Below are 23831 nucleotides of genomic sequence, written 5' to 3'. Positions count from 1 at the left end.
TCACTAGGCGGCGTCCTTCTCCTTCTTGTCCGTCTGCTTGTCGGTCGCGTTCTTGACGGCCTTCTCGACACCATCGGTCACGGCCTTGATCTGCTTGCGTCCGTTTTCGGCGACCTTGTTGATGCGGTCTTGGGCGTCCTTGACGGCCTTCTGAGTACGCTCGCGGGCCTTTTCGGCGGATGCCTTCGCCCGGTCACTGGCGTCCTTGACCGTCGCCTGAAGCTGCTCACGGGCGTCGTCGGCCGCATCGCTGAGCTTCTTCGGGGCAGCGTCGGTGTCATCGGCGTCCACCGCGACCGGGGTATCTTCGGTGGCAGCGTCGAGGTCGAGCGTCCTTCTTTCGGGCCCGCCGATCCCCGTGTCCGTAATGCCCTGTGGCTCAAAGTCGGTGGTCGTGACGTCAGGGGTTTCGGCGCTGTCGAGCGCGCCGCCGGTGAGATTCTGCAGGGCCTCCGTCAAGCCGGCGACGTCAAATCCGTTGCCGGAGTTGGGAACCGCGTCGTCGAGGCCGAGCAGACCGAGAACTGTGGCAATGACGTTGGGTACCGGGCCCTCACGGTTGACCAGCCCGTCATCGATGGCCTGCTGAACGCCGATCGCGAGTGCCTTCACGAGATGTCCTGGCACCTGGCCCCAATCGAGGTCGGGCAGCGTGCCGAAGGCAGTCGGCACGTCCGCCTCGTCGAGAGTCCGGTCGTACTCGCCAGTCTCCTCGTTGTAGTAGACATCGGTGTAGCCGAGGTTCACGAGGCTGGTGAGCAAGGGGCTCAACGCCGTTCCGATCGGATTGTTGAGATTCGCACCGGTCAGCAGATTGATGACGTCGAACGCCAGATAGGTCGGTTCCAGCAGCGGGAGGCTGCGCGCCGGGATGGTGATGTAGACGTTGAGTTTCGGCCCCTTGGTGGGGTCATCACCTGGATTCGCCAGGTAGTCGCTGATGTCATCGCCGAGCTGCTCGGCGATCTGGTCCAGCACCACGTCGGTGAGAATGCCGTCGAGGGTTTGCCCCCTGAGTATGTACGTCGGGAACAGCCCCGCCGCAACGTTATTGGCCATCGTGAACGGGTTGGGCCATGCCGCGAAATCCGAGAGCGGTAGATACTCCGCCGTCGCGTCGATCTTGATCGGGATGAGGTTGGCCCCGCCAAGGGTCAGGCCGAGGATTTGGATACCCGTCAGCGGTCCGTCCCCGTCAGTGCTGCTCTGTACCTGGGTGTCCGGCGTGACGGTGTCGATCCCGACCAACCGGAACAACGGGTACATCCGGGCCAGGATGCCGCCGTTGGCACGCCCGGGGTTGTCGATAAGCACCATCGGCAGCAGGGTGAAACTGCCGAGGAGCGGATCGGTACCCGAATAGTTCGCTCCGCCAGGCTGATTCGGGAGATCGTCGACGACTTGTTGATACGCCGCCCCTGCGGCGAAGGCGCCCAGTCCCATGCCTACGACGATCGGTACGCGAAGGTCGACCACGCTCGGGAAGTGGTTGAGCTCGTCTTCGATCTTCTTGAGGATTTCCCTCACCAGAATGTGGTTCAACCCACCCGTCGGCACCAACGAGTTCAACAGCTCGTCGACGTCGGCCGACGTGACCGAGAGATACTCCGTGCCGTTGATCTCCTCGGCCACCGAGTTGGGGGATGACGGCACCCAGCCGAGGTCGACGCCGAACAACTTGAGAAGGGTGAAGATCGGTCCCGCGGTGATGACATTGAGGCCTGCGGTGTCTGGGACCTCGGCGAGGTTCAATGGGTCACTGAGGTCGAGGCCGAGGGGCTTGAGCAACTCGGTCAATGTGGTGGTGGTGTCCAGTCCGGGGAGACCGGCCGCAACGAGCGCATTGTTCAGATCGGTGAGCAGACTGCCGAGCGCTAGCGCATCGAAAACCGGATCGAGATCCACTGGCACCTCGCCCAGCGCACCGGTCAGCACACTGCCAAGAACCTGGTTGAGGAGGCCGGACGCCAAGGTCTCCAGGTCGATACCCAGGGCCTCGGCGGCCGCCGCCAGGTCGACGTTGTTGACCAACGCCGTCGACAGTTCGGCACCGATCGCCTGGGACAGGTTGTAGACCTGGGGACCAAGACCATTCGTGAGATCGTCGATCTGATCCGGCGGCGGGAAGATGTGCACACCAGCCTGCAGGTCGACATCTCGCTTGACCGCCGCTGCGTTTGCCTCGGACGGGGGGGCTATGCCGGCGGTGAGGGCGGTAACCGTCGCAGTCGCTGCGCCGATAGTCGCGATCTTCTTTGCACGCTGCCGACGCGTACGGTGTTTGGCGCCCATGCGAACTGTCCTTTCGACCGCCTTCTCAGGTTCTTCTCAGGCACCGTACACCGTCGTGATTGCGATCACTATGGTTGCTAAGGAAATTTGTTCGGGGACCTAATTGACTATGGAGCAAACATACGCATCCGTATCATTGGAACTGTTCCGACTGGGTGACAGGCGGTAATCTCGTGTTCATCTCAATATTCAGCGAATACGGTTTATCGACGCCAGCGTCAGTTGCTGTCGGGTGGCGTTCCTTGCGAAGCAAGTGAGTTGCGGGCGTTGGATATTCCAGTCGTTGTGTGACGGATGCGCTCGCGCGATATGGGTCATACCGTTTGCTAATCGCTGTTGAGTTCGCCGACAATTGTGTTCACCTGGCGCGCATAGCCACCGCCGAACAAGACCACGTGTGCCAGGAGCGGGTATAGCTGATGCAGCCCGATGCGGTCTTGCCAACCGTCGCGCAATCGTCGGATTGATTGATAGCCGGCCAGTATTTCGCCGAGATGCGGACAGCCGAACAGGTGCAGCATCGCCAGGTCCGTCTCACGATGGCCGCCGTGCGCGGCCGGATCGATCAGCACTGCACCGTTCGGCGTCCACATCACATTGCCGCCCCACAGGTCGCCGTGCAATCGGCACGGAGCATCATCGTCATCGAATCTGCCTGCGCGGCAGTGTTCGATCACCACGCCGAGGGCCTCGCATGTCGCGTTGCTCAACGTGGGCGCGACCATCCGCGCCATCGGCCGTAACCGTTCCTCGGCGTAAAACTCACCCCAGGAATCGTGCCCTTCCAACGACATTGGCAATGGGCGGGCCATCGGGCCGAAAAACCCCTGGCCGTCGTATCCGTCGGGGCCGGCTCCGAACCATGGCGCGCCGGCGTCGTGCGTGACGGCGAGGCGCCGCCCGAAGTCGAAGGCAGCTTCAACCGACGGCGCAACCGACGTAAGCCGCTGCAACCTCAGCGATGTGGCGTCGTACTCCAGCACGCGCACGCACTCGGCGCCGCCATCGACCTGAAGCCAGCGCAGGCCTGCCGCCTCGGCGGCGAAGAAGCCCGGTGGCGCGGCCGGATTGCGCTTGACGAACTCGTCCACTATCGCCGGCGTGGCACGCCGGCGATCTGGGCGAGCATCCGATCGCGAAGCGCTGCAGGCATATTCGTCACAAGCGCCACCTGTAGCTTGTTGCCGAGGCCGACGATGTAGCGGGCGCGCGGGCGACGCGCTGTCAACGCCTCGTCGACAACGGCGACCACCTTGGAGGCCGGCGCCGCCATCTTCCGCGCCATCGGGATGAACTTCTTCATCCCCGCGACGTGCTGGGCGTAGAGCACGCGATGCTCGGTTGACATCGCCGCTTCCGCTTTGATCACCATGTCGTCGGCCATGCGCCACATGTCCGTGTCAGTCTGCGCCGGCTCGACCACCACAACGTGCACACCCCACGGCCGCAATTCCACCCGTAGCGCATCCGCGCCTGCTTCCAACGCGAATTTCGACGCCGAGTACGCACCGAGCATGGGCAGCGACAGCTGTCCGTTCACGCTCGAGATGAACACCACCCGGCCACGCGATTCGCGTAGCTTGGGCAACACCGCCCGGGTGACCGCGAACTGGCCGATCACGTTGACGTCCAATTGTTTACGCCAGTCTTCGGCGGTGAGCGCCTCCACCGCACCCGCCACCGCGATACCCGCGTTGTTGACGACGGCATCCAGCCGCTGCGGCAGCGCATCGGGCAACGCCGCGATGTGGCCGGCATCGGTGACGTCGAGGATGACGGTCGAGATGCGATCCGGATTCACGGATGCCACCGCGGCGGCATCGGCCTCGGTCCGGACACCGGCGATCACGGCCCAGCCGGAGGCGGCCAGATGTTCGACGACGGCCCTGCCGATGCCACGGGCCGCGCCGGTGACGAGAACGGTTGGCATAGTCGCGAGACTACTGCGCGATTCCAGAGTTATCCCCAGTCTGTACTTCATCCACAGGTCACCGATTTGGTGCGCGGTGGGCCTGCCGGGATCGGTAGATTCGAATGCATGTTCGATGGATCACTTGCTGGGATCGCCGAGCTCGCGGGCCTGGATGATGCGACGCTCAGCGACACCGCGGTCGGGTGGGCGCGGGTCGAGGCCGCCGCGGCCGCCCGCAAGCTCGCCACCATGGCCGAGATGTTCACCCGCCGGACCGACACCCCGACTGCCGAGGACCGTGATCTGTGGTGGGTGGATCCGAGCGCTGCGGTGGGCGCTGAACTCGGCGCCTCCCAAGGCATCAGCACATGGAACGCCTTGTCGCAGGCGCGGATCGGCGTTGTTGTGCGTGACCGGCTACCCGCGGTGGGCGCCTTGTTCGCCGCCGGTCTGGTCGATGCGGATCTGGTGCGAGCCACCGTCTGGTGTACCCATCTCATACAAGACCCTGACGCGCTGGCCCGCGTCGATGCCGACCTGGCCGCCCAGATCATGAGGTGGGGTGCGTGGTCCGATCGCGCAGTCCGCCAGGCCATCGACGCGTTGATCATCGAGCACGATCCCGGTGCGCTGCGCCGCGGTAAAGCAGCCGTCCGGGCCCGCTACGTCGACTTCGGTTCGCCCGGCGACGAGCCCGGTACGACAAGCATGAATGGCCGGTTGCAGGCCCATAACGCGGAGTTGTTGGACAGCGTCGTCGACGAGATGGCAAGGTCGGTGTGCGCGAATGATCCCCGCACCCTCGATCAACGCCGCTCCGACGCACTGGGCGCATTGGCGGCTCACACCGACCTGGCGTGTCTGTGCCACCGCGACGACTGCACCGCAGGCACGTCGACCGCCCCGGTGAGAAACGTTGTGGTGCATGTCGTGGCCGACCGGGCCACGGTCGAGGCTGTAACCGGCACCCGGGCCGAGTCATCCGACGACGCTACCGACGACGGCGCAGCCAAGGTCCCGGACGATTTAGACGACGAAACCAGCGACGACATCGCCACCCGTGCCGACGACGCGCCAGCCGACGATGTCGCGCCCGCGTTCCTCGTTGGCGGTGGGGTTCTGCCTGCCTACGCTCTGGCCGAGGTCTTGCCGTTCGCGACCGTGCGGCCGGTGATCCACCCAGGCGACGCGCCGCCCGAACCCGGCTACGCCCCGTCGCAGGCCTTGGCCGATTTCGTGCGCTGCCGTGATTTCACGTGTCGCTTTCCCTACTGCGACAAACCCGCGGACCGATGCGACATCGACCACACGGTGCCTCACCCGTTGGGGTGTACGCATGCGTCGAACTTGAAGTGCCTGTGTCGCTTTCACCACCTGTTGAAAACATTCTGGGTGGGCGAAGGCGGCTGGAAAGACCGCCAGATGCCTGACGGCACGATCATCTGGACCGCGCCCACCGGACACGAATACGCCACGCTGCCCGGCAGTATGCTGCACGCTCCCGCGCTCGCCCGGCCGACCGGCACGCTCGCGTTGCCGCATTCCGTGCCCGCCTTCACCGGCGACCGCGCGGTGATGATGCCGAAACGCGCCCGCACCCGGGCCGAAAGCACTATGCGAGCCATCGCCGCCGAACGACGCCTCAACGACGCGTTCGTCGCCGAATGCAACGCTCCCCCGCCTTTCTAGCGCAGCGGAAGCGCCGCGATCGCCGGCTCGATGACGGCGCGTAACCGCCTCGGCGATACGCCGTCTCGGGCCTGAACCGATAAGCCGTTCAGCACAGTTGTGAAGTAATCACCCAACTGCTGGACGTCGGCGTCAGCGTGCAATTCACCTGCCGCCTTGGCCACTCGAACGGCCCGCGTGATGGATTGCGCGCGCTCGTGTCGGCACTTCTCGAGCCACTCGCGAATCTCGTCGTGTCCGGGCGTGCAGTTCGTTGCCGCGGCCACGACCATGCAGCCTCGCGGATGCGGCTTGGCATAGACGTCGACGGCATCGCGCAGCATGCGGCGCAGGGCGTCCGCCAGGCTGGACTCCTCCGCGAACGCCCGGTCGGCGAATCCGCCCTCGGTTCGCATGTAGAGTTCGACGGCCTCGCGGAACATCTGCTCCTTCGATCCGAATGCCGCGTAGAGACGCGCGGAGGCCAATCCCGTCGCGGCCACGAGGTCGGCCATCGATACACCCTCGAACCCGTGCCGCCAGAACAGCTCCTGCACTATCCGCAGGGCAGCTTCGCGGTCGAATTCCCGTGGACGTCCTGCCATCACGCAACTCTCAGAATCGGTCTATGACGACCACACCGGTCGTGCCGTAGGTCGCCATCGACTCCAGAACACCGCCCGCACCGTCGAGGCCGACCGTTGACGAGACGACTTTTCCAGGATCGAGCCGGCCGGTTTCGATCATCGACAACATAGCGGGAAACCGGTGTGCCGCCATGCCGAAGGCGGACAGGAACTCCAGTTCCCTGATCATCATGACGTCTATCGGGAGTTCGACATTGCCCCGTTCGGCGGGGGTTGTGTGTCCCAACTGCACATGGCGTCCCCGAATACGCAGCGAGTCCACGGAAGCCCGGCACGACGCCGCGATACCAACGGCGTCGACCGACACATGCGCACCGCCTCCGGTGAGGTCACGCACGGCACCGGCTGGATCGTCCTTGGCGGCGTTGACCGTGTGCACGGCGCCGAGTGCGCGCGCGGTTTCGAGCTTGTCGTCGAAAATGTCGACGGCGATCACGTTCGCGCCAACCGCGGCCGCGATCTGCACCACGGCCAGTCCCATGCCGCCTCCCGCTCCGTGGACGGCCACCCATTCGCCACCACGCGTCCTGGCCTGTTCGACAATGCCATGGAACGCGGCCATGTATCGGCAGCCGAGGCTCGCCGCGGCCGTGGAGCTCAGCGACTCCGGCAACTCGATCAAGTTGAGGTCGGCGAACCGCACCGCGACGTACTCGGCATAGCCGCCCCAATAGGAAACGCCGGGCACCAGCTCGTCGAAATGCTCACATACCTGCTGATTTCCCGTGCGGCACGTCTCGCAGGTTCCGTCACCGGGGTTCATCGGGAATGTCACTCTGGCACCAGGCTTCCAGTTGCTCACGTCGGCACCGACTTCGACAACGGTTCCGGCGAACTCGTGCCCGAGGACGAACGGCGCCGCGAGAACCGGTCCGCCCGACCAGAACTGACCTGACCACAACGCCCAGTCCGTACGGCAGATGCCGTTGGCTTCGACCCGAAGGATTGCGCCGTCGGCCGGGCAGGCCGGATCGGGCACTTCAACCAAGACCGGCTGTGTTCCTAGCTGTTCTATGACGGCTGCGCGCATCGAATGTCCTATTCTTTGTTGATTGACAAAGAATAGGATGCGGCAGCGGCCGCGGATCCGCAAGCGTGCCGTCGATCTAGCGGCCGAACCTGAAGATGAGCGCGCTGATCGCGACCAGCAGGGCGGCCAGCGCGATCACAGGCGCGACGGTGAACCTCGACAGCGTCGCACCGATCACCGCACCACCACACATCGTCGCGACCACTGCGTAGCGCAGCTTCTCGCGCTGTCCGGTTCCACCAGCCAGGCGGCTGTCGAAACCTATGCCGACAATCGTCGACGTGAGCACCGTGGTGCTGAGTTCTTGTATCCCGAACTGGCGGGCCGTGGCGTTCTGGATTCCGAACGTGAGGGCCAGGCCGGCGATCAGAAACAGCTTGGAGTTGTCGCGATAGTCCAACACCCCCATGCCGGCCAGGATCGAGAGCGCGGCCAACATAACGACTTCCACGCCGAGGGCAACGGTCAGCCAGGTCCGCACGTGGCTGTCGATGTGCCGGGCCAGCCTCCCGCCCAGCACAGTGCCTGCCACGAAACCGGCGAATGCGACGACTGCGGCGGTCAGGTCCACACCTGAATGCGGCACGAACCAGAAGCCCAAGAAGATCACATTGCCAGTCATGTTCGCGACGAACACGTGGCCGAGCACAAGCACGCTGATCGCGTCGACGATTCCGGTCGCCATTGTCAGCAGCAGAAGCGCAGTGACAGTGAGTCGTTCGGATACCGGCGAAGCTATGGCCATGCCTACATCCTCGGATTACAGCTGCGGCGAAAGGTCCAGCTGAGTGAGCGCGGGCATCTGGGTGATGCGCCAATCCCCGTCGTTACGCACCAGAGTCAACCGATAAGACAGGTACCGCAACGACGGAACGTTCTTGGTCACCGGGCTTGTCGACACCGAGTTGGTGTAGACGATCGCGGTGGCCTCCGTCGGGCTGATGCTCTCCACCGCGGTACCCACCACCTGCGTGTTGTTGGTGATCTGGGCTTGCTTGTTGGACGGCACGATCGAGTCGATGAATTGCCGGTACTGATTGGCGAAGTCACTCGACAAGTACCGCGACGCGCGGTCTGGCAACGACTCGATGTTGTCCGGCGTATAGGTCCACAGCGTGGTGATCGCATCTGCTGACGTCTGCGCCACCTGGAGTTTGGTGTCCACCAATGCCCGATCGGACAGGTAGGGCTGCATCATCGCCCCGGCGAACGCGCCGGCGGCGACGAACACCGCCGCCGCACCGACTGCGGCATAAGTCAACCGCTTCCCAGCCGGACGGTACGGGACGAGTGCGGGCTGCGGTTCCTCGTCGGTCGAGGGTTCCGGCTCGGGCTCGGGTTCTCCAGGCTCGGTCTCGGTCACGGTCTCGGTCTCTTCAGGCTCGACCTCGGCAGCCTCTTCGGCCGCAACAGCTTCCGTCTCGACGGGCTCGGGCGTCTCGGCCTCGGGCTCCGGGTCGGTAGCCGCGAGGCGCCGGCCCTTGCCCACCGGCATGCGCTTGGGCCGCGCCTCGGGGGACGGCTCGTTAGGGCTCGGCTCCTCGGCAGGCTCCGATGCATTGCGCTTGCGTCCGAAACCCCAACGGCGGCGTGGCTTCTGGTCGTCGGACGTCAGATCACCTGGATCAGCTGGCTGATCTTCCACTGTTGTCCTTCCAGAATCGTCGTTGCCACCCAACGGTTTCCGCTCTCGATGTTGGTTTTCCCGTCCGGCGACCGGGTGTTGATCTTGGTCGCCACCAGCACGTCGGCGCTGCCGTTGTCGTTCCAGCGCTGGATTCCGGCCTCCAGCACGCTGCCTGCGGTCGGTTCGGCGCGGGCGACCTGGATGATGATCTCGTTCTGCTTCTCTTTGAACATCTTCTGGAAGTCGCCGGTCGCCTGCGTCAAGATACGGTCCGCATAGTCGTTGGCGTGGAACGGATCGAGCGTCGTGTAGACGGTCATGAATTCACGCACATAGCTGAGCGCTGCCGCGTTCTTGATCTCGGTACGGCGATCGGTCTCGTGCCGCACGAGTATGTACGTGCTGCCCGCGACGGCCGCGGCGATCAACAGACCGGACAACAACGCGATGATGGGCAGGCCCCACCGGATCGGCGGCTTGGGCTCGACCGCGAAGTAGTCGCGCTCGTCGGGGTCGATCCTGCGGCGCGGGCTCATTGACCGCCCCCGTTCATCTGCGGCTTCTTGAGCACCGTGAGGTTGTCGACCTGCCAGGCGTCACCGGATTTGCGGAAATCGGCCCGCACGGTCGCGGTGATGAACTTCAAGTCCTGGGGGTTGATTCCGCGCTGGCCCTGCATCGCCAAGAGCATCGACGCTTCGGTCTTGGTGGCCGACAGCACCGCGCTGCTCACCGCCCAGTACTCGTTGGTGGTTGGGCCGCCCTTTCGGATCGCATCCTGCTGGGCGATCACCTGGGGCCGGTAGTTGTCGGTGGCGAGGCTCTGCGCTCGCGCGAAATCCTGGTCGAACGAATCGACGCCGTAGCTCAGTAGCTGCTCCACGATCCGCGGGCCCTCGTCGGCGATCTGCTCGTGCGCGTGGCGCACCGCCTGGTCCTGGCGGTACACCGCCAGGTAGCCCACGCCGGCCGCGGCCACACAGACGATAGCCGCGGACAGGATCAAGACACCGGCGTGACGACGGGCGTTCTGCTCGGGCTCCTCGACACGATGCACTTCCGTGCGGGTCAGCAGATCGGCGAACGTGCGCTTGCGCTTGTCCCACAACGGCCACAGCCAGCCTATGAACACCGCAGCGGTATCCAGCAGGTGCGCGAGGTCGCGCAGCAACAGACGTACCAAACCCGCTTTGCCGTCGCGCGTCATCACCCGGATGCCGAACACCGCGCGTCCGACCGACCAGCCCGTGGTCGCCGGCCACAACACCCGGTTGACCAGCACGGCGATCGTCACCAGAACGGCCACCGCAAAGGAGGCCCACCACAACCAGCCGTACAGCGGTGCCGATAGCGCCAACAGCGCGAGCGACGCGACCGCCGCCAATCCCGGGAGCACATCGATCGCGAACGCGCCCACCCGTGCCGCCCACGACGCCAACGGCACGTCCGGAGTGTCGTTCACGGTTTCCACGTCGGTGGAGTCGAGCACTGCAGTCACGACGTGACCTGATCCAGTCTCGCGACCTTGTAGTTGCCGTCCTCGGCGCGCGCCATCTTCACCCGCAACCGATAGCCTTGTTCCTCGTCCGACTTCTCGGTGTTGGTCACCAACACGCGCACGGCGACAAGCAGATCCATCGACCCGTCGTCGTTGTGCTTCTCCACCGCGGCGCGCAGATCCGACACCTTCACCTGGACGTTGGCCGCCTGATAGGCGTCGAGCAACATGCCGCTGTACAGACCGGCCTGGGTCTCGAAGTCGCCCGTCGCGCACTCGATGATCTTGGTCTGGGCCTCGATCATGGCCTGGGTGTCCGGCGCCTGCGTCGCCGTCACACAATCCTTGGCCGCTTGCAGAGCCGCAGCCTCGTCACGCGCGATCTGCTCGCTGGCCGAGTGCGCACGCAGCGCCAGGTAGCCACCGACACATGTCGCGGCGGCCAGGACGACCAGTCCCGCGCAGATGCCGGACATCCAGCCCCGACCGAGCCGGGACGGCCGGCGCCCATCGACGGCCTCGGCGGTGTCCTCTACGGTCTCCTCGGCTTGAGGTTCGGTGTGCTCCGGTTCCTGCTGATCGGTGAGGTTCAGCTGGCTGGCGCCAGCATCTCCTTCCATCCGTCATCTCCTGGGTTATTCGAGTTGGTGACGGAGTACTTCACACCGCCGGGACCGACCACCTCACCACTGGACGGGTTATAGGTAGCGGTCGAGCCTGCTCCCGGAGTGTAGATGCAGGGGTTGGGTTGTTGTCCACTGCAAGTGACACTGCCGCCACGGGGCGCCGTGAGCGGATCGCTGGTCGGTCCAGAAGCCACCTCGGGAGGTGGCAGCTGACTTGCCGGCAACGGGTTGAGCCCATTGTTGATCGACGGAGCCGGGATCACCCGGCCTGGGTCGACCGGCTGGTCACACCGTGCGGCCGGAGCCGGGCAGTTGCGCACCTGGTTCGGATCGCCGTACCACGGGTTGGTGCCCAGCGGGACGTACGGATCCTCGCTGCGGCACTCCCGCGGCGACGCTGCCCGCTTGCCGGGCACGTCGGCGCACGGGTAGTTGCGGGCACCACGGACCGCGTTCGGCGCGTCCTTCGGAATCTTGCAGTACAGACCTTCGGGCAGCGGACGCGGCGAAGTATCTGCCGGCGAACGCCATTCGGACGCAGGGAGGAAGCCCGTCAGGCACGGCGGCGGCGAGTTGATGCCCAGGCCGAAGTGCAGCAGGCCGTCTGGCGCGAAGATCGTCGCGGTCTGCGCGACCGCACCGCCCTGCGGCAGCGCCACCAACACCTGCTCGACGTTCTTGTTGTAGCGCTTGAGCATGTCGATGACGATCTCGAGGTTCGCCAACGTCTGTGGCAGCGACTCCCGGACATCGCTGAACACCGCGTTCAGCTGGTCGGCGGTCGGAGCGGCCTGCTGCAGACCACTTCGCAGCGCCTCATCGTTCTGTGCGCTCTGCGCGGCGAGCGTGTTGAGGTTCGCCGCCCACCGCGAGATCGCGTCGCCGGAATTCACCTGGCTGTCGATGATGGGCCCGGAATTCTCGATGATGTCGTTGACCGGATCGAGGTTTTCCTTGAAGTCGCCTGCGATCGCCTGCGTCGAATCGACCAGACGTTGCAGCGACGGGCCCAGGCCGCCGAAGGCCTTGGATGCCTCGTCGAGGAGGGTGCCGATCTTCTCCTTGGGCAGCACGGCGAGACCGTGCTCAGCGGCGTCGAGCGCCGGGCCCACCTCGGCGGGCACGGTGCCCTTCGTGATGGTCTGGCCTTCGCTGAAGTACTGCTTGGGGTCGCCGTCGGAGATGAGGTCGATGAACTGCTCACCGACCGCCGACACCGAGTGCACGTTGGCGCTCGCGTCGACCGGGATCTTGTACTGGTCGTAGATCTCCATCTCGACCCTGGCGCCGCGCTCGGTGGGCTCCACGGACGTGACCTTGCCGATCGTCGTGCCGCGATAGGTCACGTTGGCCGTCTCGTACAAGCCGGCCGAGTTCGGTAGCTCGGCGTTGAGCTTGTACATCCCAATCCCGGCCCACGTCGGCAACCGCAGGTAGAACAGCGCAAGCACCACCAGCGCGACCAGCGTCAGCGTCAGGAAGATGACGAGCTGCATCTTGATGAAGCGGGTCAGCAGCATGTCTCACTCCCCCCTTTCGACCAGCGGGCCACCGGGTGCGTTGTGCGGGTTCGGGGTGAACCGAACATCGGGAATCATCGTGTTCGGGTCGCGGCCCCAGGCCTGTTCCAGCGCCCGCAGCATGCCCGACACACCAGTTCCGGACAGGAACGCGTTGTCGACCGAGCTCAACGTGAGGTCCAACTTCAACGACACGTTGATGAAGTCGCCGCGAACGGCCTTCGGGATGTTCTCGATGTTGAACGGCACCGTGAGGATCAGCTTGAGAGCGTCCACGAGGTACGGGGCCGCACGCGACAACTGCTTGAGCGGCCGCTGCAGGTTCTGCAGGTTGGTGTGCAGATTCGCGTTGCTGTTCGACAGCGTGTCGTCGGCGGCATCCGACAACCGGCCCAGCGCGGTCACCGCGTCGGCGAACAGATCGCGGGTCTCCGCGAAATGCTGGATCAGCGGCGGGAACTCGGTCAGCACCCGGTCGAGGGTGTCGTTCCGCTGCGCGACGATGTTGAGCAACCGGTTCGTCGAGTCGATCGCGCGAGTGATCTCCTGGCGCTGCTGATTGAGCTCATCGGTGAACGTGTCGAGCCGGTTCAGGAACTCCCGGATCTGATCGCCGCGGCCGTTGAGGATGTTGAACACCTCGGTCTGGATGACCTCGATGTTCGGGATGCCGCCACCGGTCAGGATTCCCGAGATACCCGCCAGCGTCCGCTCGATCGTCGGGTACGCCGACGACTGCGCGAGCGGGATGGTGTCTCCGCTCTTGAGCATCTCCTTGGACGGGTCGGGCGGCGGATTGAGTTCGACGTGCTGCGAACCCAGCAGGCTGGTCTGGCCGATCTTGGCCAGCGTGTTCTTCGGCAGCTCGATGCCCGGCTGCAGATCGATGGTCAACGTCGGCACCCAGTTGATCAACTCGATGCTGCGAACCCGTCCGACGAAGACGTCACGCACGCGGACCCGGCTGTTGGCGTTGAGCGCCAACGTTTCCGGCATCTGCACGTACAGCGTGGTGCGGCCGGACTCCGTGCCCGGCCCACCCGGCAGTGGCACGTTGGCCACACCGCGCCACTGACCGCACGAGGTCAGCACGAGCGCCGCCGCTCCCAGCACCGCAATGCGGCGGCCGATGCGACTCAACTTTCTCATCACCTTGCTCCTGCTTCTGCGGGCAGCGGCGGACCGGGTGGCGCCGGCGCAGCAGGCGCGGCCGGAGCGGCGGGCGCGACGGCCGACAACGGGTCACCTGGGATGACTCCCGGAGCCGGGGCCGGCGGTGGGCCCGGCTGCGGATACCACGGCGGCGGAAGCGGATTGCGTTCGTCGTACGCGTTCGGCGGACCGGGCAGGTTGCCGCCCGGCGGCACCCCGAACGCAGGCGGGGCCTGCGGCGGCACGATGTCCGGACCACCCATCAGTTCGGCGAGCGACTCCGGCGTCAGCATGTTCTGCGTGAACGGCTGCACCTGGACGCCCTGCATGCCGGGCGCCACGATCCAGCCCGGTTCGTGGTTGCCGTGCGAGAACAACGTGTCACGCGACCAGATACCGGGAACAGTGGTGTCCTTGTATCCCGGCGGCGGTTGCAACCGCTTCTCGGAGTACGCGATCTGCTTGGGCAGCGTCATCGCCGTACTGGCCAAGTTCATGCCGAAGGGCAGGTAGTTGAACTTGATCGCGTCGAGAATCGGCGCCAGGTACTGCGCGCACAACTCGGCGGAATCCTGGTAGCCAAGCCGGCTTCCGGCCTGGATCGAGCTGCAGATGAACTGCAGTGGATTCGAGAAGTTGGTCAGCCCGGGAAGCACCGGGAGGCCGATGATTCCGCCCTGGTTGGGCGCGACGATGTTCAAGACGTTGGCCGCCAGGTTCGGGTAGGCGTGCAGGCCGGTCTCCAGACCGTTGCGCGGTTCAGGCTGCAGGATCGCGGTGGTGACCTGCTCGAGGTTGTTGATGTCGTGCGTGAGCACGCCGCCGTTCTCGTCCAGGAACTCGCGCGTGGTCTTGAGGACACGGTTGAGGTCCTGCAGCGCGTTCGCCAACTCCTGGTCGGTGTTCGTGAACGAGTTGGTGAACTGCGCCAGATCGTCGTTGAGCGCCACGAACTGCTGATCGCTGCGGTACAGCGCGTTGACGAACAACGCCAGGCTCTTCACGACCGCGAAGAAATCGCCGCGGCCCTCGTTGAGCGTGGTCAACGCCTCCGACAAGCCGTCGAGCGTGCGGTTGACCTGATCGCCCTTGCCTGCGAAACCGTCGGCGAAGGATTCGATGATGTCGCCGAACGGTCCCTTGGGTTGCTCTGGTGTCGGGCCCAGGTCGGCAAGCAGGCGGGTGACCTGGTTGCGCAGTTCGTCGTACTCGATCGGGATCTGCGTGCGCTCGATCGGGATGACCGCACCGTCCTGCATGGCCGGTCCGCCGGTGTAAGGCGGCGACATCTGGATGACGCGCGAGGCGACCAGGCTCGGGTTGAGCACAGAAGCAGTCGCGTCCGCGGGCACCTTGTACTTGTTGTTGAAGTGGAAGACCACTTTCATCTTGTCGCCCGCGGTCTCGATCGAGTCGATCGCGCCGACCTTGACGCCCATGATGAGCACCTTGTCGCCGGGATAGAGCGCGAGCACCTCGGGAAAATACGCGGTGACCGTCGTGGTCGTCAGTTTCTTGTACAGGTTGATGCCGAGGAACCCGGCGACCAACGCCGCTGCGACAACCAGTGCGCCGACGATGACAGCTGCCCGGGAAACGTTGGGCAACTTCATGTTCCGAATGTTGAAAATCGTTGACATAACGTTCGCCTAACCCTCTTGCGACCCTGGCGGCAGGAACGGCGGATTGCCGGGAAGCGGTGGCGTACCCGCCGGCGGCAATTGCTGGCCGGGTCCTGGCGGCGGCGGCGGACCGACGATCGCCGGGGGCGGCGGTGCGATGCCCGGCGTGAAGTCAGGCGGGCCTGGCTGCGGGCTGACCGGGACGGTGCGGGCTCCCGGCGGACCGGGGGCCAACTCGACAGGTGCGCCGGGCTGATCCGGCGGCATCTGACCCGGGATGGCAGCGCTCGGCACACCGGGCGAATGCGCGATCCCGTCCGGATTCGGTGCCGACGTCGCGACGTCGGGCGGACCGTAGCCACCGGGCACCGGCCCGTACGGGCCCTGCGTCAGGTGCGCACACGGCAGCGGGTTGCCCGGAGACGGGATGCCGTCCGCAGGCGGGGTGTACGAGCACGGCGATCCGGGCGGAACGGCCGGACCCGGATGTTCCGGCGTGCCCTCGAGCGGCGTCGGTGCCGCGGGCGGGGCGCCGTTCTCGAATCGCTGGCCGTTCGGATCCGGGAAGCGGAAGGCCGGCAGACCGGCGTTGCGCCAGAACTCCTCGGGATCGATGCCGCGCTTCTTGAAGGCCGCGTCGACGAAGGGCTGCAGGATCGTCGGCGGAATCAAGTTCACCAGCATGACCTTGAAGTACGGACCCGAAGCGAGTGCCTCGGCAAGCGAGGTGATGAACGAACCGGCGGTGGTCAGGATGTCTGCCAGATCTTGCTTGCGGGCCACCAGCACGTCGCTGACGGTGCGCAACTGCTCGAGCACGTGGTTCAGATTCGGGTTGTCGGCGATGAAACCTTCGACCTGCTGCGAGACGGACGACACCCGTTCCAGCAACATGCTGACGGCCTGCCCGCGTTCGTTCACCGCAGCCAGCAGCGTCTGCGCATTCACGAGGAGCTGGTTGACCTGCGTGCTGCGGTCGCCGAGCACCGTCGCGATCTTGTTCGCGTTGGCGAGCAGCTTCTTCACGTCGTCGTCACGCTTGCCGATGGTCTCGGAGAACCGAGCCACGCCGTCCAGCGCCGCGCTCAGGTGTGGCGAGGTCTGATCGACGGTCTCGGACAACACATTCAGCGACTGCTTGACCGACTGCGTGTCCCAACCAGATGCGTTGCGCGTGACATCCAGGAACGCGTCATAGATCTGGTACGGCGTCGTCGTCTGCCCCAGCGGCAGCATTCCGCGCGGCTTCAGCGTCTCGTCACCGCGCGGCTGGATCTCGATGTTCTTGCGGCCCAGGATCGTATCGGTCCGGATCGCGGCCCGGCTCTCTGTTCCGATCGTGCGACCGCCGAGCGTATAGCCGATCTCGACCTTGTCGCCGTTGATGTCCATGCTCCGGACGGTGCCGACGTCCATGCCTGCGATGCGCACCTTGTCGCCGATGTTCAGGCCGCCGGTATCGGCGAACTGCCCGTAGTACGTCGGCACCGCGAACAGCATCGGCACGCTCGTCAACGTCGAACCGACACCGATGATGAGCGCGACAACCACGACGCCCATCAGGCCCTTACGGAACCGGTCGGAACCCTGCAATGTCCTCATTTCGGCGTGCACCTACCCGACGGCTGTGACGTGACTCTTACGGTTCGGACGGGCCCGCCCGGCTGCAATCCGTTGAGCTTCAGAGTGAGGTCGCAGGCATAGAAGTTGAAGAAGTCGCCGTAGATGCCACCGGCACGGCCGATGAGCTTCAACGCCGCCGGGAAGTCGACGAGGATGTCGTTGAGCTTCTGCTGCTGATCGATCAGCGGCTTCTGGATGACATCGAGATACCCGACGGTGTCCTTGAGCAGTGGCCGGTTGTCCGACAGTAGGTCGGCAAGGGAACCGGCCGCGTCACTGATGTCGGCCACCGACTCCCCGATCGGATCGGCGCGGTTCTTCAGCCCGGTGATCAACGTCTCGAAGTTGACCAGGGTCTCGTCGAACTGCTTCTGGTGCTTGACCGTGGTGTCGAGGACCGTGTTGAGGTTCTTGATCACCTCGCCGATCGCCTGATCGCGGTCGGCGATGGACTGCGTCAGCTGTGCCGTTTGATCCAGGATGTCGTTGATGGTGCCGCCCTGGCCCTGGAAGATCGTGATGATCGACTTGGCGATCGTGTTGACCTTGTCCGGCTCCAGCGAACGGAACAGTGGCCGGAAACCGCCAACGAGGGCATCGAGATCCAGTGCGGGCTCGGTGCGCTCGAGCGGGATCGTGCTGCCCGGCGGCATGATCGTGTTGCTCTCACCGCGCTTCAGTTCCAGATAGCGGTTACCGATCAGGTCCTGATAGCGGATCGCGGCAGTGGTCTGGTCGAACAGGGGCAGCGACTTCTCGACGCTGAATTTGACCTCGGCTTGCTCACCACCGTTGATCAGGTCCACGCTCGAGACCTTGCCGACCTCGACGCCGGCAGCGCGCACGAATTGCCCTGTGCGCAGGCCGCTGACGTTCTTGAAGATCGCCGAATACTCGGCGGTCCGGTTGAACCGGATCTGACCGAACACCACGAAGATGAGCGCGGTGAACGTCAGCAGCACCAACGAGAAGATGCCGAGCTTGATAAGCGTGCCCTTGATGCTCATGCGGCTCCCTCGCAGGCTCGGGTCCCGCATGCCATCTGCTGTCTATTCGCTCCGCTCATGGGTTGATCGTGTTCTCCCCCACTTGGCGACCCCAGACATACTCGGTGAACATCGGCTGACCCAATTCGAAGTGGTTGTAGGGGGCGATCGACGCGCCGGTGTCCATCACCAGATACGGCATAGGCCACAGATCGCGGGTGATCGGCTGCCAGCACCCCGGCCGGCCCTCGGGCCCGCCCTTGGCGTTGACGCGCGGCAGGTTGTCCGGGAACACATACGGGTTTCCAACACCGACCACCAACGAGTTGGTCACCAGCGAGTAACCGTTACCACCAAGCGCCCCAGCGAGTTTCGGTGCCGCGTCATGGTAGTTGCGGATGGTGCAGAACAGCGCCGGGCTGTACTCGTCGAGCAGCGCCGATGTCGGCAGCAGATCCTGCGCGCCGCGGACCAGATACGGGCCCCCGCGCTCGAAGATGTCACCGCCGGTGTTGCCGAAGCCGACTGCGGCGACCAACGCCTGATCGAGATTGCCGCGCTGCTCGTTGAGCGTGCGCGCGGTGGTCACCGCATTCGTCAGCCCGTCGAACAGATCGGGTGCCGCATCGGCGTAGACCTCACCGAGATTCGCCAAACCCGTGATGTCGCGGCGGATCTGAGGCATGCGCGGGTTGACGTCGGCGAGGATGTCGTTGCCGTCGACCAGTGACCGGCCGAACTTGTCGCCCAACCCGTCGAGCGCCTGCGCGGTCGCGGTGAGGGTCTCGTTGAGCTTGATCGGATCGACCTGCTCCGAGATCGCGGTGATGGTCTCGAACAGCGTGTTGAACTCGGTCGTCACGCCCTGCGCCTGGATCGGTGTTGACGGCGAAAGGCGCTCGGGCGACGGGTTCTCCGGCGACAGGAACGATATGTACTTGTTGCCGAACACCGTGGTGGCCCGCAATTCCGCAGTTGCATTGGACGGAATCAGCTTCAGGTAGCGCGGATCCACGTCAAGCGTCAGCTTTGCCTCCGGATTGTCACCGACCGTCTCGACATCGACGGAGGCCAGGCGACCGATCGGCACGCCGTTGAAGGTGACCTTCGAACCAGGATCCATCGACAGACCGGCCCGGCCCGACATCACCGTCAACTGCACCTTGTCCTCGAACACCCCGCGGAACTGCATCCACGTGAGCGCGAAAACCAGTGCGGCGACAAGCGCGAGCACCAAGCCGGCGAGCTTGTAAGGCGGTGTTTTCGGCTTGTTCAGGGGAGCTTGCGGCGCCGTCATCGCGCTACACCGTGAGGTTGAAGTTCGGGTCGGTGCCGTACAGCGCCAACGATGCCAACAGGACCACCAGCACGATCGCGATCAACGAGGTACGCATCGACCTCCCTACGGCCTCACCCACACCGACAGCACCGCCACTCGCGAAATAGCCGAAGTAGCAATGGTTCAACATGACGACGATGGACATGATGATCACTTCGAGGAAGGACCACATCACGTCGTCGACGCGCAGGAACGTATGGAAATAGTGCTCATACGTACCGACCGACTGGGAGTAGAAGATCGTCGTCACCAACTGCGCCGACATGAACGACAGCAGGATCGCCATCGCGTAGAGCGGGATGATGACGATCGCGCCTGCCATGATGCGGGTGGACACCAGATACGAAATCGACTTGATGCCCATGACTTCCAGCGCGTCGACCTCCTCGCTGATGCGCATGGCGCCGAGCTCGGCAGTGGCTCCTGCGCCGACTGTGGCGGCCAATGCCTGGCCCGTGACGACGGGTGCGACGACGCGAATGTTGGCCAGTGCGGCGAAGAAGCCCGTGAACGCCTCGACACCGATGTTGCCCAATGATGCGAAACCCTGGATCGCGATCAGCGAGCCTGCCGACAGCGTGACGAATCCGATGATCGCGACGGTTCCGCCGATGACGGCCATGGCGCCGGTGCCCATGCCGATTTCGGCGACCAGCCGCAGCGACTCCCGGCGGTAGTGCCGAAACGCATGCGGCACATGGACGATGGCCTGCACGACGAACCAGGCGACATGCCCCATGCTGTCGAGGAACCGCGCGGGCGTGCCCGCGAGATCGGCCGTGCGCGAAAACGCTCGCGGGAACCTCGAGCGCAGGACCTGTGTCGTACTCATATCAGTTCCCTGTCCCGAACCGCACACCGATCGTGGTGAGCACGACGTTGACCGCGAACAGCGCAACCACGCACAGCACGAGCGTCTCGTTCACCGCGGTGCCCACACCTTTCGCGCCACCGGCGACTGTCAATCCCCGGTAGCAGCCCACCAATCCGGCGATGAGCCCGAACAGCGTTGCCTTGATGACCGAGATCATCACCTCGGGGAATCCGGTAAGGAGTGTCAACGTCGACACATACGCACCCGCGGAGACGTTCTGGATGTAAACGCCGAAGAAGAAGCCGCCCACCAGACCGATGGTGATCACCGCACCGTTGAGCATGAAAGCCACGAACGTGGAGGCGACGACGCGCGGGACGACCAGTCGCTCGATCGGGTCGATGCCGAGCACCTCGAGCGCGTCGATCTCTTCACGGATGGTGCGGGCGCCGAGGTCGGCGCAGATGGCTGTCGAGCCTGCGCCCGCCACCACGAGCACCGTCACCAACGGTCCGAGCTGCGTGACCGCGCCGAGCGCCGCACCGGCACCCGACACGTCGGCCGCGCCGAACTCCGCCAAAAGGATGTTGAGCGTGAAGATGATGAGCACGGTCAGCGGGATCGAGACCGCAAGCGTCGGCAGGAATGCCACCCGGATGAGGAACCAGCTCTGGAGGACGAACTCTTTCCACTGGAAAGGCCTTGTGAACAGTGCCTTTCCGGTCAACACCGACATCTTGAAGAAGCCGCCGACGGTGGCCAGCGGCTTCTCCAGCTGACCGCGCACATAACCGACGAGACCGTCGGTGGACGCCGTCACCGCTGGTCCCCTTGGACGTGTCGCACGCCCCCTCCTTGCCGCAAGCCAGTGTGTGTGATCCGCATCTCCCTACTCACGGGTAGTAAGTGAGACCACCGGACTGTACCCGATCCGAACCGGGCCGTACACCGCATCGGCTGGATTGTGCCTTGAACCGTTAGCAAAGGCGGCGCAAAGCCTTCATCCATCGCTGTGACCTGCAGAAACCGTTGGTGCAGAGGTACTTTCGCTAACGTCAGAGCGGCTCTGCGCACTGAAGCGCTCCCGGAGTGCTGTCTTGAGAACCTTGCCCGAGGGATTACGGGGTAAAGCATCCACGATTTCGACCGCTTTGGGGTGTTTGTACCGAGCCAGACGTTCGGTCAGGAACGCGTCGAGGTCCTCGAGGCTCAGCGGATCGTCAGCGCGACTCAGTGCTACAACGGCCACCGGCACTTCACCCCACTTCTCGTGTGCCCGTCCGATTACCGCGACCTCCATGATCGCCGGGTGGGCGGCCAGAACGTTCTCCACCTCCGCGCAGTAGATGTTCTCGCCGCCCGAGATGATCATGTCCTTCTTACGGTCGACGACCCAGATGTAACCATCCTCGTCCTGGCGGACAAGGTCGCCCGAGTGGAACCAGCCCCCGGCGAACGCCTCTGCGGTGGCCTTCGGGTTGTTCCAGTAGCCGGCCATCATGGACGGACCGCGGTAGACGATCTCACCGACCTCGCCCACCTTGACGTCGTTCATGTCCTCGTCGACGACGCGGGCGGCAACGGTGGGAATCGCCCGCCCGACCGAACCGAGCTTGCGAATGGCGTCTTCGCCCAACAGCATGCACGTCACCGGCGACATCTCGGTCTGGCCGAACGCCGCGAAGATCTCGGCACCAGGGAACACCTCGGACATCTCTCTGAGAAGGGTGTCCGAGGCCGGGGCGGCGCCCCACGACAACGCGCGCAGCTTCAGGTTCCGCGGTTTGGCGCGTTGCGCCGCACAGACGGCCTGCCATTGGGCCGGAACGAGGAAGATACCGGTGACCTTCTCGGCCTCGAGTACATCGAGTAGCGCATCCGGATCGAACGCACCGAGCGGATACAGGACGGTGGGCAATCCCAACGTCAGGCCGCTGAGCACATTGCCCGCGATCCCGGCGATGTGGAACAGCGGGACACCGATGAACCCGACGTCGTGGTTGAGATCGACACCGATCGTGAACAGGTTCGTCATGGCCTGGGCGGTCAGGTTCGTGTGGGTGAGCACGGCGCCCTTGGGCCGACCGGTCGTCCCCGACGTGTACATGATGAGCGCCGGGGAGTCGTTGGGGATGTCGATGGGCTCGGGCAGCGGGCCGGCCTCGGCGATCAGATCGTCGTAACCCAGCACGCCGTCTTCGGTTTCGCCGCCGGCCACGATCACGGTGCTCAGCGTCTGGTCCAAGTCCCGCACCGCGGTGGCCACGCCCGCGAGCACCGACTCGGTGACCACGACGCGGGCCTCACAGTCGCTCACGAGAAACGCGATCTCCGGCGGGGTCATGCGGAAGTTGACCGGAACGGCGATCGCGCCGAGTCTGTTGGCGGCAAGCATCGATTCGATGAACTCGTTGCGGTTGAGCATCAGGATCAACACGCGGTCGCCGAATCCGACGCCGCGCCTGCTCAACGCGCCGGCCAGCCGGGACACCCGATCATCGAGCTCCCCCCACGTCGTCGTCTGCCCCAAAAACCGCAGCGCGGTCTTGTCGGGCTGCATCAGTGCGTGCCGCGCAAGCTGGTTCGTCCAGTTCTGGCGGCGGGCCAGGTACGGCTGCTCAGTGAGGGAAGGCGCGGCAGTCAACGGCTCTGTACTCCATGGGTATCGGGTTGCACGATGTTGATATTTGATCAAACATTGGGTTGCCCCGGTCACATTATGGCCTCGGCGCCTCGGGTACAAGCCCACGCCAGACGGACCGAAAGGCGACCGGAAAACACGTGAACGCGCCTGTCAGAACAGCCGTGCGACGCCGCCGCGGAGTGCGCCGTGAGCAACTCTCCGACGAGGTGGCGGCGCACCTGCGGGCCGAGATCATGACCGGGGTGCTGCGGCCGGGCACATTTATCCGACTCGACGAGACGGCTGCTGCTCTCGGGGTCAGCATCACCCCGGTGCGCGAGGCACTGCGGACGTTGCGCGGGGAAGGCATGGTGCAGCTCGAGCCGCACCGCGGCCACGTCGTCGTGCCGCTGAGCCGCACGGACGTCGAGGACATCTTCTGGCTGCAGGCCACGATCGCGCGTGAGTTGGCCGCGACGACCACCGAACGCATCACCGACGCCGAGATCGACGAGCTCGAACGACTCAACGGCGAACTCGAGGCCGCGGTCGACCGGCACGATCCCGAGGAGATCTCGGCTGCCGAGTTCGCGTTTCATCGCGCGTTCAACCATGCGAGCGGCCGCATCAAGCTGGCGTGGTTCCTACTGCACGTCGCGCGCTACCTGCCCGCGCTCATCTATTCGACCGATCCGCGGTGGGGACACGAGGCCGTCGCGAGCCACCGGCTCCTGATCGACGCGCTGCGCCGGCGAGACGCTCGAACGGCCGTGGAACTGAACGGAGGGCAGTTCACCGACGGCGCCCAGCGATTGATCGCACGTCTCGACGAGATCGGGATGTGGGCTTAGC

General features: G+C 64.9%; 21 protein-coding genes. 2 read left to right on the top strand and 19 right to left on the bottom strand.

Going from position 1 to position 23831, the window contains the following annotated elements; all coding sequences use genetic code 11:
• Nucleotides 1-3: 3 nt before the first annotated feature.
• The 3 genes from ACRCUN_RS09325 to ACRCUN_RS09315 form a co-directional block, all read right to left on the bottom strand.
• On the bottom strand, nucleotides 4-2292 hold the full coding sequence (locus tag ACRCUN_RS09325) for an AAA family ATPase (protein WP_462141334.1): 2289 nt from the start codon (nucleotides 2290-2292) through the stop codon (nucleotides 4-6).
• Between the two features lie 326 nt (nucleotides 2293-2618).
• Entirely contained in the window at nucleotides 2619-3383 is a 765-nt protein-coding gene (locus ACRCUN_RS09320; RefSeq protein ID WP_462141333.1) for a fructosamine kinase family protein, read from the bottom strand.
• Entirely contained in the window at nucleotides 3383-4222 is an 840-nt protein-coding gene (locus ACRCUN_RS09315; RefSeq protein ID WP_462141332.1) for an SDR family NAD(P)-dependent oxidoreductase, read from the bottom strand. The genes ACRCUN_RS09320 and ACRCUN_RS09315 overlap by 1 nt, the downstream gene beginning before the upstream one ends.
• 108 nt (nucleotides 4223-4330) lie before the next feature.
• Here ACRCUN_RS09315 and ACRCUN_RS09310 point away from each other — a divergent pair, with 108 nt between their 5' ends.
• Nucleotides 4331-5893, top strand: coding sequence for an HNH endonuclease signature motif containing protein (locus tag ACRCUN_RS09310; protein WP_462141331.1), 1563 nt, complete (start codon nucleotides 4331-4333; stop codon nucleotides 5891-5893).
• Here the strand turns inward: ACRCUN_RS09310 and ACRCUN_RS09305 are convergent.
• From ACRCUN_RS09305 to fadD5, 16 genes are all read right to left on the bottom strand, one after another.
• Nucleotides 5890-6477 carry a TetR/AcrR family transcriptional regulator gene (locus ACRCUN_RS09305; RefSeq protein ID WP_462141330.1) on the bottom strand — a complete coding sequence of 196 codons (588 nt, stop codon included), beginning with the start codon at nucleotides 6475-6477 and terminating at the stop codon, nucleotides 5890-5892. The two genes, ACRCUN_RS09310 and ACRCUN_RS09305, sit on opposite strands and share 4 nt — an antisense overlap.
• A gap of 10 nt (nucleotides 6478-6487) precedes the next feature.
• Complete coding sequence (locus ACRCUN_RS09300; RefSeq protein ID WP_462141359.1) at nucleotides 6488-7498, bottom strand: alcohol dehydrogenase catalytic domain-containing protein; 1011 nt, start codon at nucleotides 7496-7498, stop codon at nucleotides 6488-6490.
• 127 nt (nucleotides 7499-7625) lie between these two features.
• Nucleotides 7626-8294 (bottom strand): YoaK family protein, encoded by a 669-nt coding sequence (locus ACRCUN_RS09295; protein WP_462141329.1) that lies wholly within the window; start codon nucleotides 8292-8294, stop codon nucleotides 7626-7628.
• Nucleotides 8295-8309: 15 nt separating this feature from the next.
• On the bottom strand, nucleotides 8310-9194 hold the full coding sequence (locus ACRCUN_RS09290; RefSeq protein ID WP_462141328.1) for a mammalian cell entry protein: 885 nt from the start codon (nucleotides 9192-9194) through the stop codon (nucleotides 8310-8312).
• Nucleotides 9161-9712 carry an Rv1363c family protein gene (locus tag ACRCUN_RS09285; protein ID WP_462141327.1) on the bottom strand — a complete coding sequence of 184 codons (552 nt, stop codon included), beginning with the start codon at nucleotides 9710-9712 and terminating at the stop codon, nucleotides 9161-9163. The genes ACRCUN_RS09290 and ACRCUN_RS09285 overlap by 34 nt, the downstream gene beginning before the upstream one ends.
• Nucleotides 9709-10674 (bottom strand): RDD family protein, encoded by a 966-nt coding sequence (locus ACRCUN_RS09280; RefSeq protein WP_462141326.1) that lies wholly within the window; start codon nucleotides 10672-10674, stop codon nucleotides 9709-9711. Before ACRCUN_RS09280 ends, ACRCUN_RS09285 begins: the two co-directional genes overlap by 4 nt.
• Nucleotides 10671-11294 carry an Rv1363c family protein gene (locus ACRCUN_RS09275; protein WP_462141325.1) on the bottom strand — a complete coding sequence of 208 codons (624 nt, stop codon included), beginning with the start codon at nucleotides 11292-11294 and terminating at the stop codon, nucleotides 10671-10673. Before ACRCUN_RS09275 ends, ACRCUN_RS09280 begins: the two co-directional genes overlap by 4 nt.
• Nucleotides 11264-12817: an MCE family protein gene (locus ACRCUN_RS09270; protein ID WP_462141358.1), complete on the bottom strand. Its 1554-nt coding sequence runs from the start codon at nucleotides 12815-12817 to the stop codon at nucleotides 11264-11266. Before ACRCUN_RS09270 ends, ACRCUN_RS09275 begins: the two co-directional genes overlap by 31 nt.
• A gap of 6 nt (nucleotides 12818-12823) precedes the next feature.
• Nucleotides 12824-13969 carry a virulence factor Mce family protein gene (locus ACRCUN_RS09265; protein WP_462141324.1) on the bottom strand — a complete coding sequence of 382 codons (1146 nt, stop codon included), beginning with the start codon at nucleotides 13967-13969 and terminating at the stop codon, nucleotides 12824-12826.
• Entirely contained in the window at nucleotides 13969-15612 is a 1644-nt protein-coding gene (locus ACRCUN_RS09260; protein WP_462141323.1) for a virulence factor Mce family protein, read from the bottom strand. Before ACRCUN_RS09260 ends, ACRCUN_RS09265 begins: the two co-directional genes overlap by 1 nt.
• Nucleotides 15613-15621: 9 nt before the next feature.
• Nucleotides 15622-17196, bottom strand: a complete 1575-nt coding sequence (locus ACRCUN_RS09255) for a virulence factor Mce family protein (RefSeq protein WP_462141322.1) — start codon at nucleotides 17194-17196, stop codon at nucleotides 15622-15624.
• Nucleotides 17193-18224, bottom strand: a complete 1032-nt coding sequence (locus ACRCUN_RS09250; RefSeq protein ID WP_462141321.1) for an MCE family protein — start codon at nucleotides 18222-18224, stop codon at nucleotides 17193-17195. Before ACRCUN_RS09250 ends, ACRCUN_RS09255 begins: the two co-directional genes overlap by 4 nt.
• 55 nt (nucleotides 18225-18279) lie before the next feature.
• Nucleotides 18280-19500, bottom strand: a complete 1221-nt coding sequence (locus ACRCUN_RS09245) for an MCE family protein (RefSeq protein ID WP_462141320.1) — start codon at nucleotides 19498-19500, stop codon at nucleotides 18280-18282.
• Between the two features lie 4 nt (nucleotides 19501-19504).
• Nucleotides 19505-20374 (bottom strand): MlaE family ABC transporter permease, encoded by an 870-nt coding sequence (locus tag ACRCUN_RS09240; RefSeq protein ID WP_462141319.1) that lies wholly within the window; start codon nucleotides 20372-20374, stop codon nucleotides 19505-19507.
• A 1-nt stretch (nucleotide 20375) separates the two neighbouring features.
• Complete coding sequence (locus tag ACRCUN_RS09235; RefSeq protein WP_462141318.1) at nucleotides 20376-21176, bottom strand: MlaE family ABC transporter permease; 801 nt, start codon at nucleotides 21174-21176, stop codon at nucleotides 20376-20378.
• A 180-nt stretch (nucleotides 21177-21356) separates the two neighbouring features.
• Nucleotides 21357-23000 carry a fatty-acid--CoA ligase FadD5 gene (fadD5, locus tag ACRCUN_RS09230; protein ID WP_462141317.1) on the bottom strand — a complete coding sequence of 548 codons (1644 nt, stop codon included), beginning with the start codon at nucleotides 22998-23000 and terminating at the stop codon, nucleotides 21357-21359.
• A gap of 137 nt (nucleotides 23001-23137) precedes the next feature.
• Here fadD5 and ACRCUN_RS09225 point away from each other — a divergent pair, with 137 nt between their 5' ends.
• Nucleotides 23138-23830 (top strand): GntR family transcriptional regulator, encoded by a 693-nt coding sequence (locus tag ACRCUN_RS09225; RefSeq protein ID WP_462141316.1) that lies wholly within the window; start codon nucleotides 23138-23140, stop codon nucleotides 23828-23830.
• The last annotated feature ends 1 nt before the right edge of the window (nucleotide 23831 follow it).

It is taken from the genome of Mycobacterium venezuelense (assembly GCF_054919535.1).
Note: the sequence above shows the minus strand (reverse complement) of the source record. Positions and strands in the feature narration are given on the sequence as shown.

Bases quoted from the DNA above. Each gene is read 5' to 3' on its own strand.
- ACRCUN_RS09255 (WP_462141322.1), bottom strand. From the start codon at position 17,196: ATGAGGACATTGCAGGGTTCCGACCGGTTCCGTAAGGGCCTGATGGGC.
- ACRCUN_RS09305 (WP_462141330.1), bottom strand. From the start codon at position 6,477: ATGGCAGGACGTCCACGGGAATTCGACCGCGAAGCTGCCCTGCGGATA.
- ACRCUN_RS09250 (WP_462141321.1), bottom strand. From the start codon at position 18,224: ATGAGCATCAAGGGCACGCTTATCAAGCTCGGCATCTTCTCGTTGGTG.
- ACRCUN_RS09245 (WP_462141320.1), bottom strand. From the start codon at position 19,500: ATGACGGCGCCGCAAGCTCCCCTGAACAAGCCGAAAACACCGCCTTAC.
- ACRCUN_RS09240 (WP_462141319.1), bottom strand. From the start codon at position 20,374: ATGAGTACGACACAGGTCCTGCGCTCGAGGTTCCCGCGAGCGTTTTCG.
- ACRCUN_RS09315 (WP_462141332.1), bottom strand. From the start codon at position 4,222: ATGCCAACCGTTCTCGTCACCGGCGCGGCCCGTGGCATCGGCAGGGCC.
- ACRCUN_RS09265 (WP_462141324.1), bottom strand. From the start codon at position 13,969: ATGAGAAAGTTGAGTCGCATCGGCCGCCGCATTGCGGTGCTGGGAGCG.
- ACRCUN_RS09275 (WP_462141325.1), bottom strand. From the start codon at position 11,294: ATGGAAGGAGATGCTGGCGCCAGCCAGCTGAACCTCACCGATCAGCAG.
- ACRCUN_RS09295 (WP_462141329.1), bottom strand. From the start codon at position 8,294: ATGGCCATAGCTTCGCCGGTATCCGAACGACTCACTGTCACTGCGCTT.
- ACRCUN_RS09260 (WP_462141323.1), bottom strand. From the start codon at position 15,612: ATGTCAACGATTTTCAACATTCGGAACATGAAGTTGCCCAACGTTTCC.
- ACRCUN_RS09325 (WP_462141334.1), bottom strand. From the start codon at position 2,292: ATGGGCGCCAAACACCGTACGCGTCGGCAGCGTGCAAAGAAGATCGCG.
- ACRCUN_RS09285 (WP_462141327.1), bottom strand. From the start codon at position 9,712: ATGAGCCCGCGCCGCAGGATCGACCCCGACGAGCGCGACTACTTCGCG.
- ACRCUN_RS09310 (WP_462141331.1), top strand. From the start codon at position 4,331: ATGTTCGATGGATCACTTGCTGGGATCGCCGAGCTCGCGGGCCTGGAT.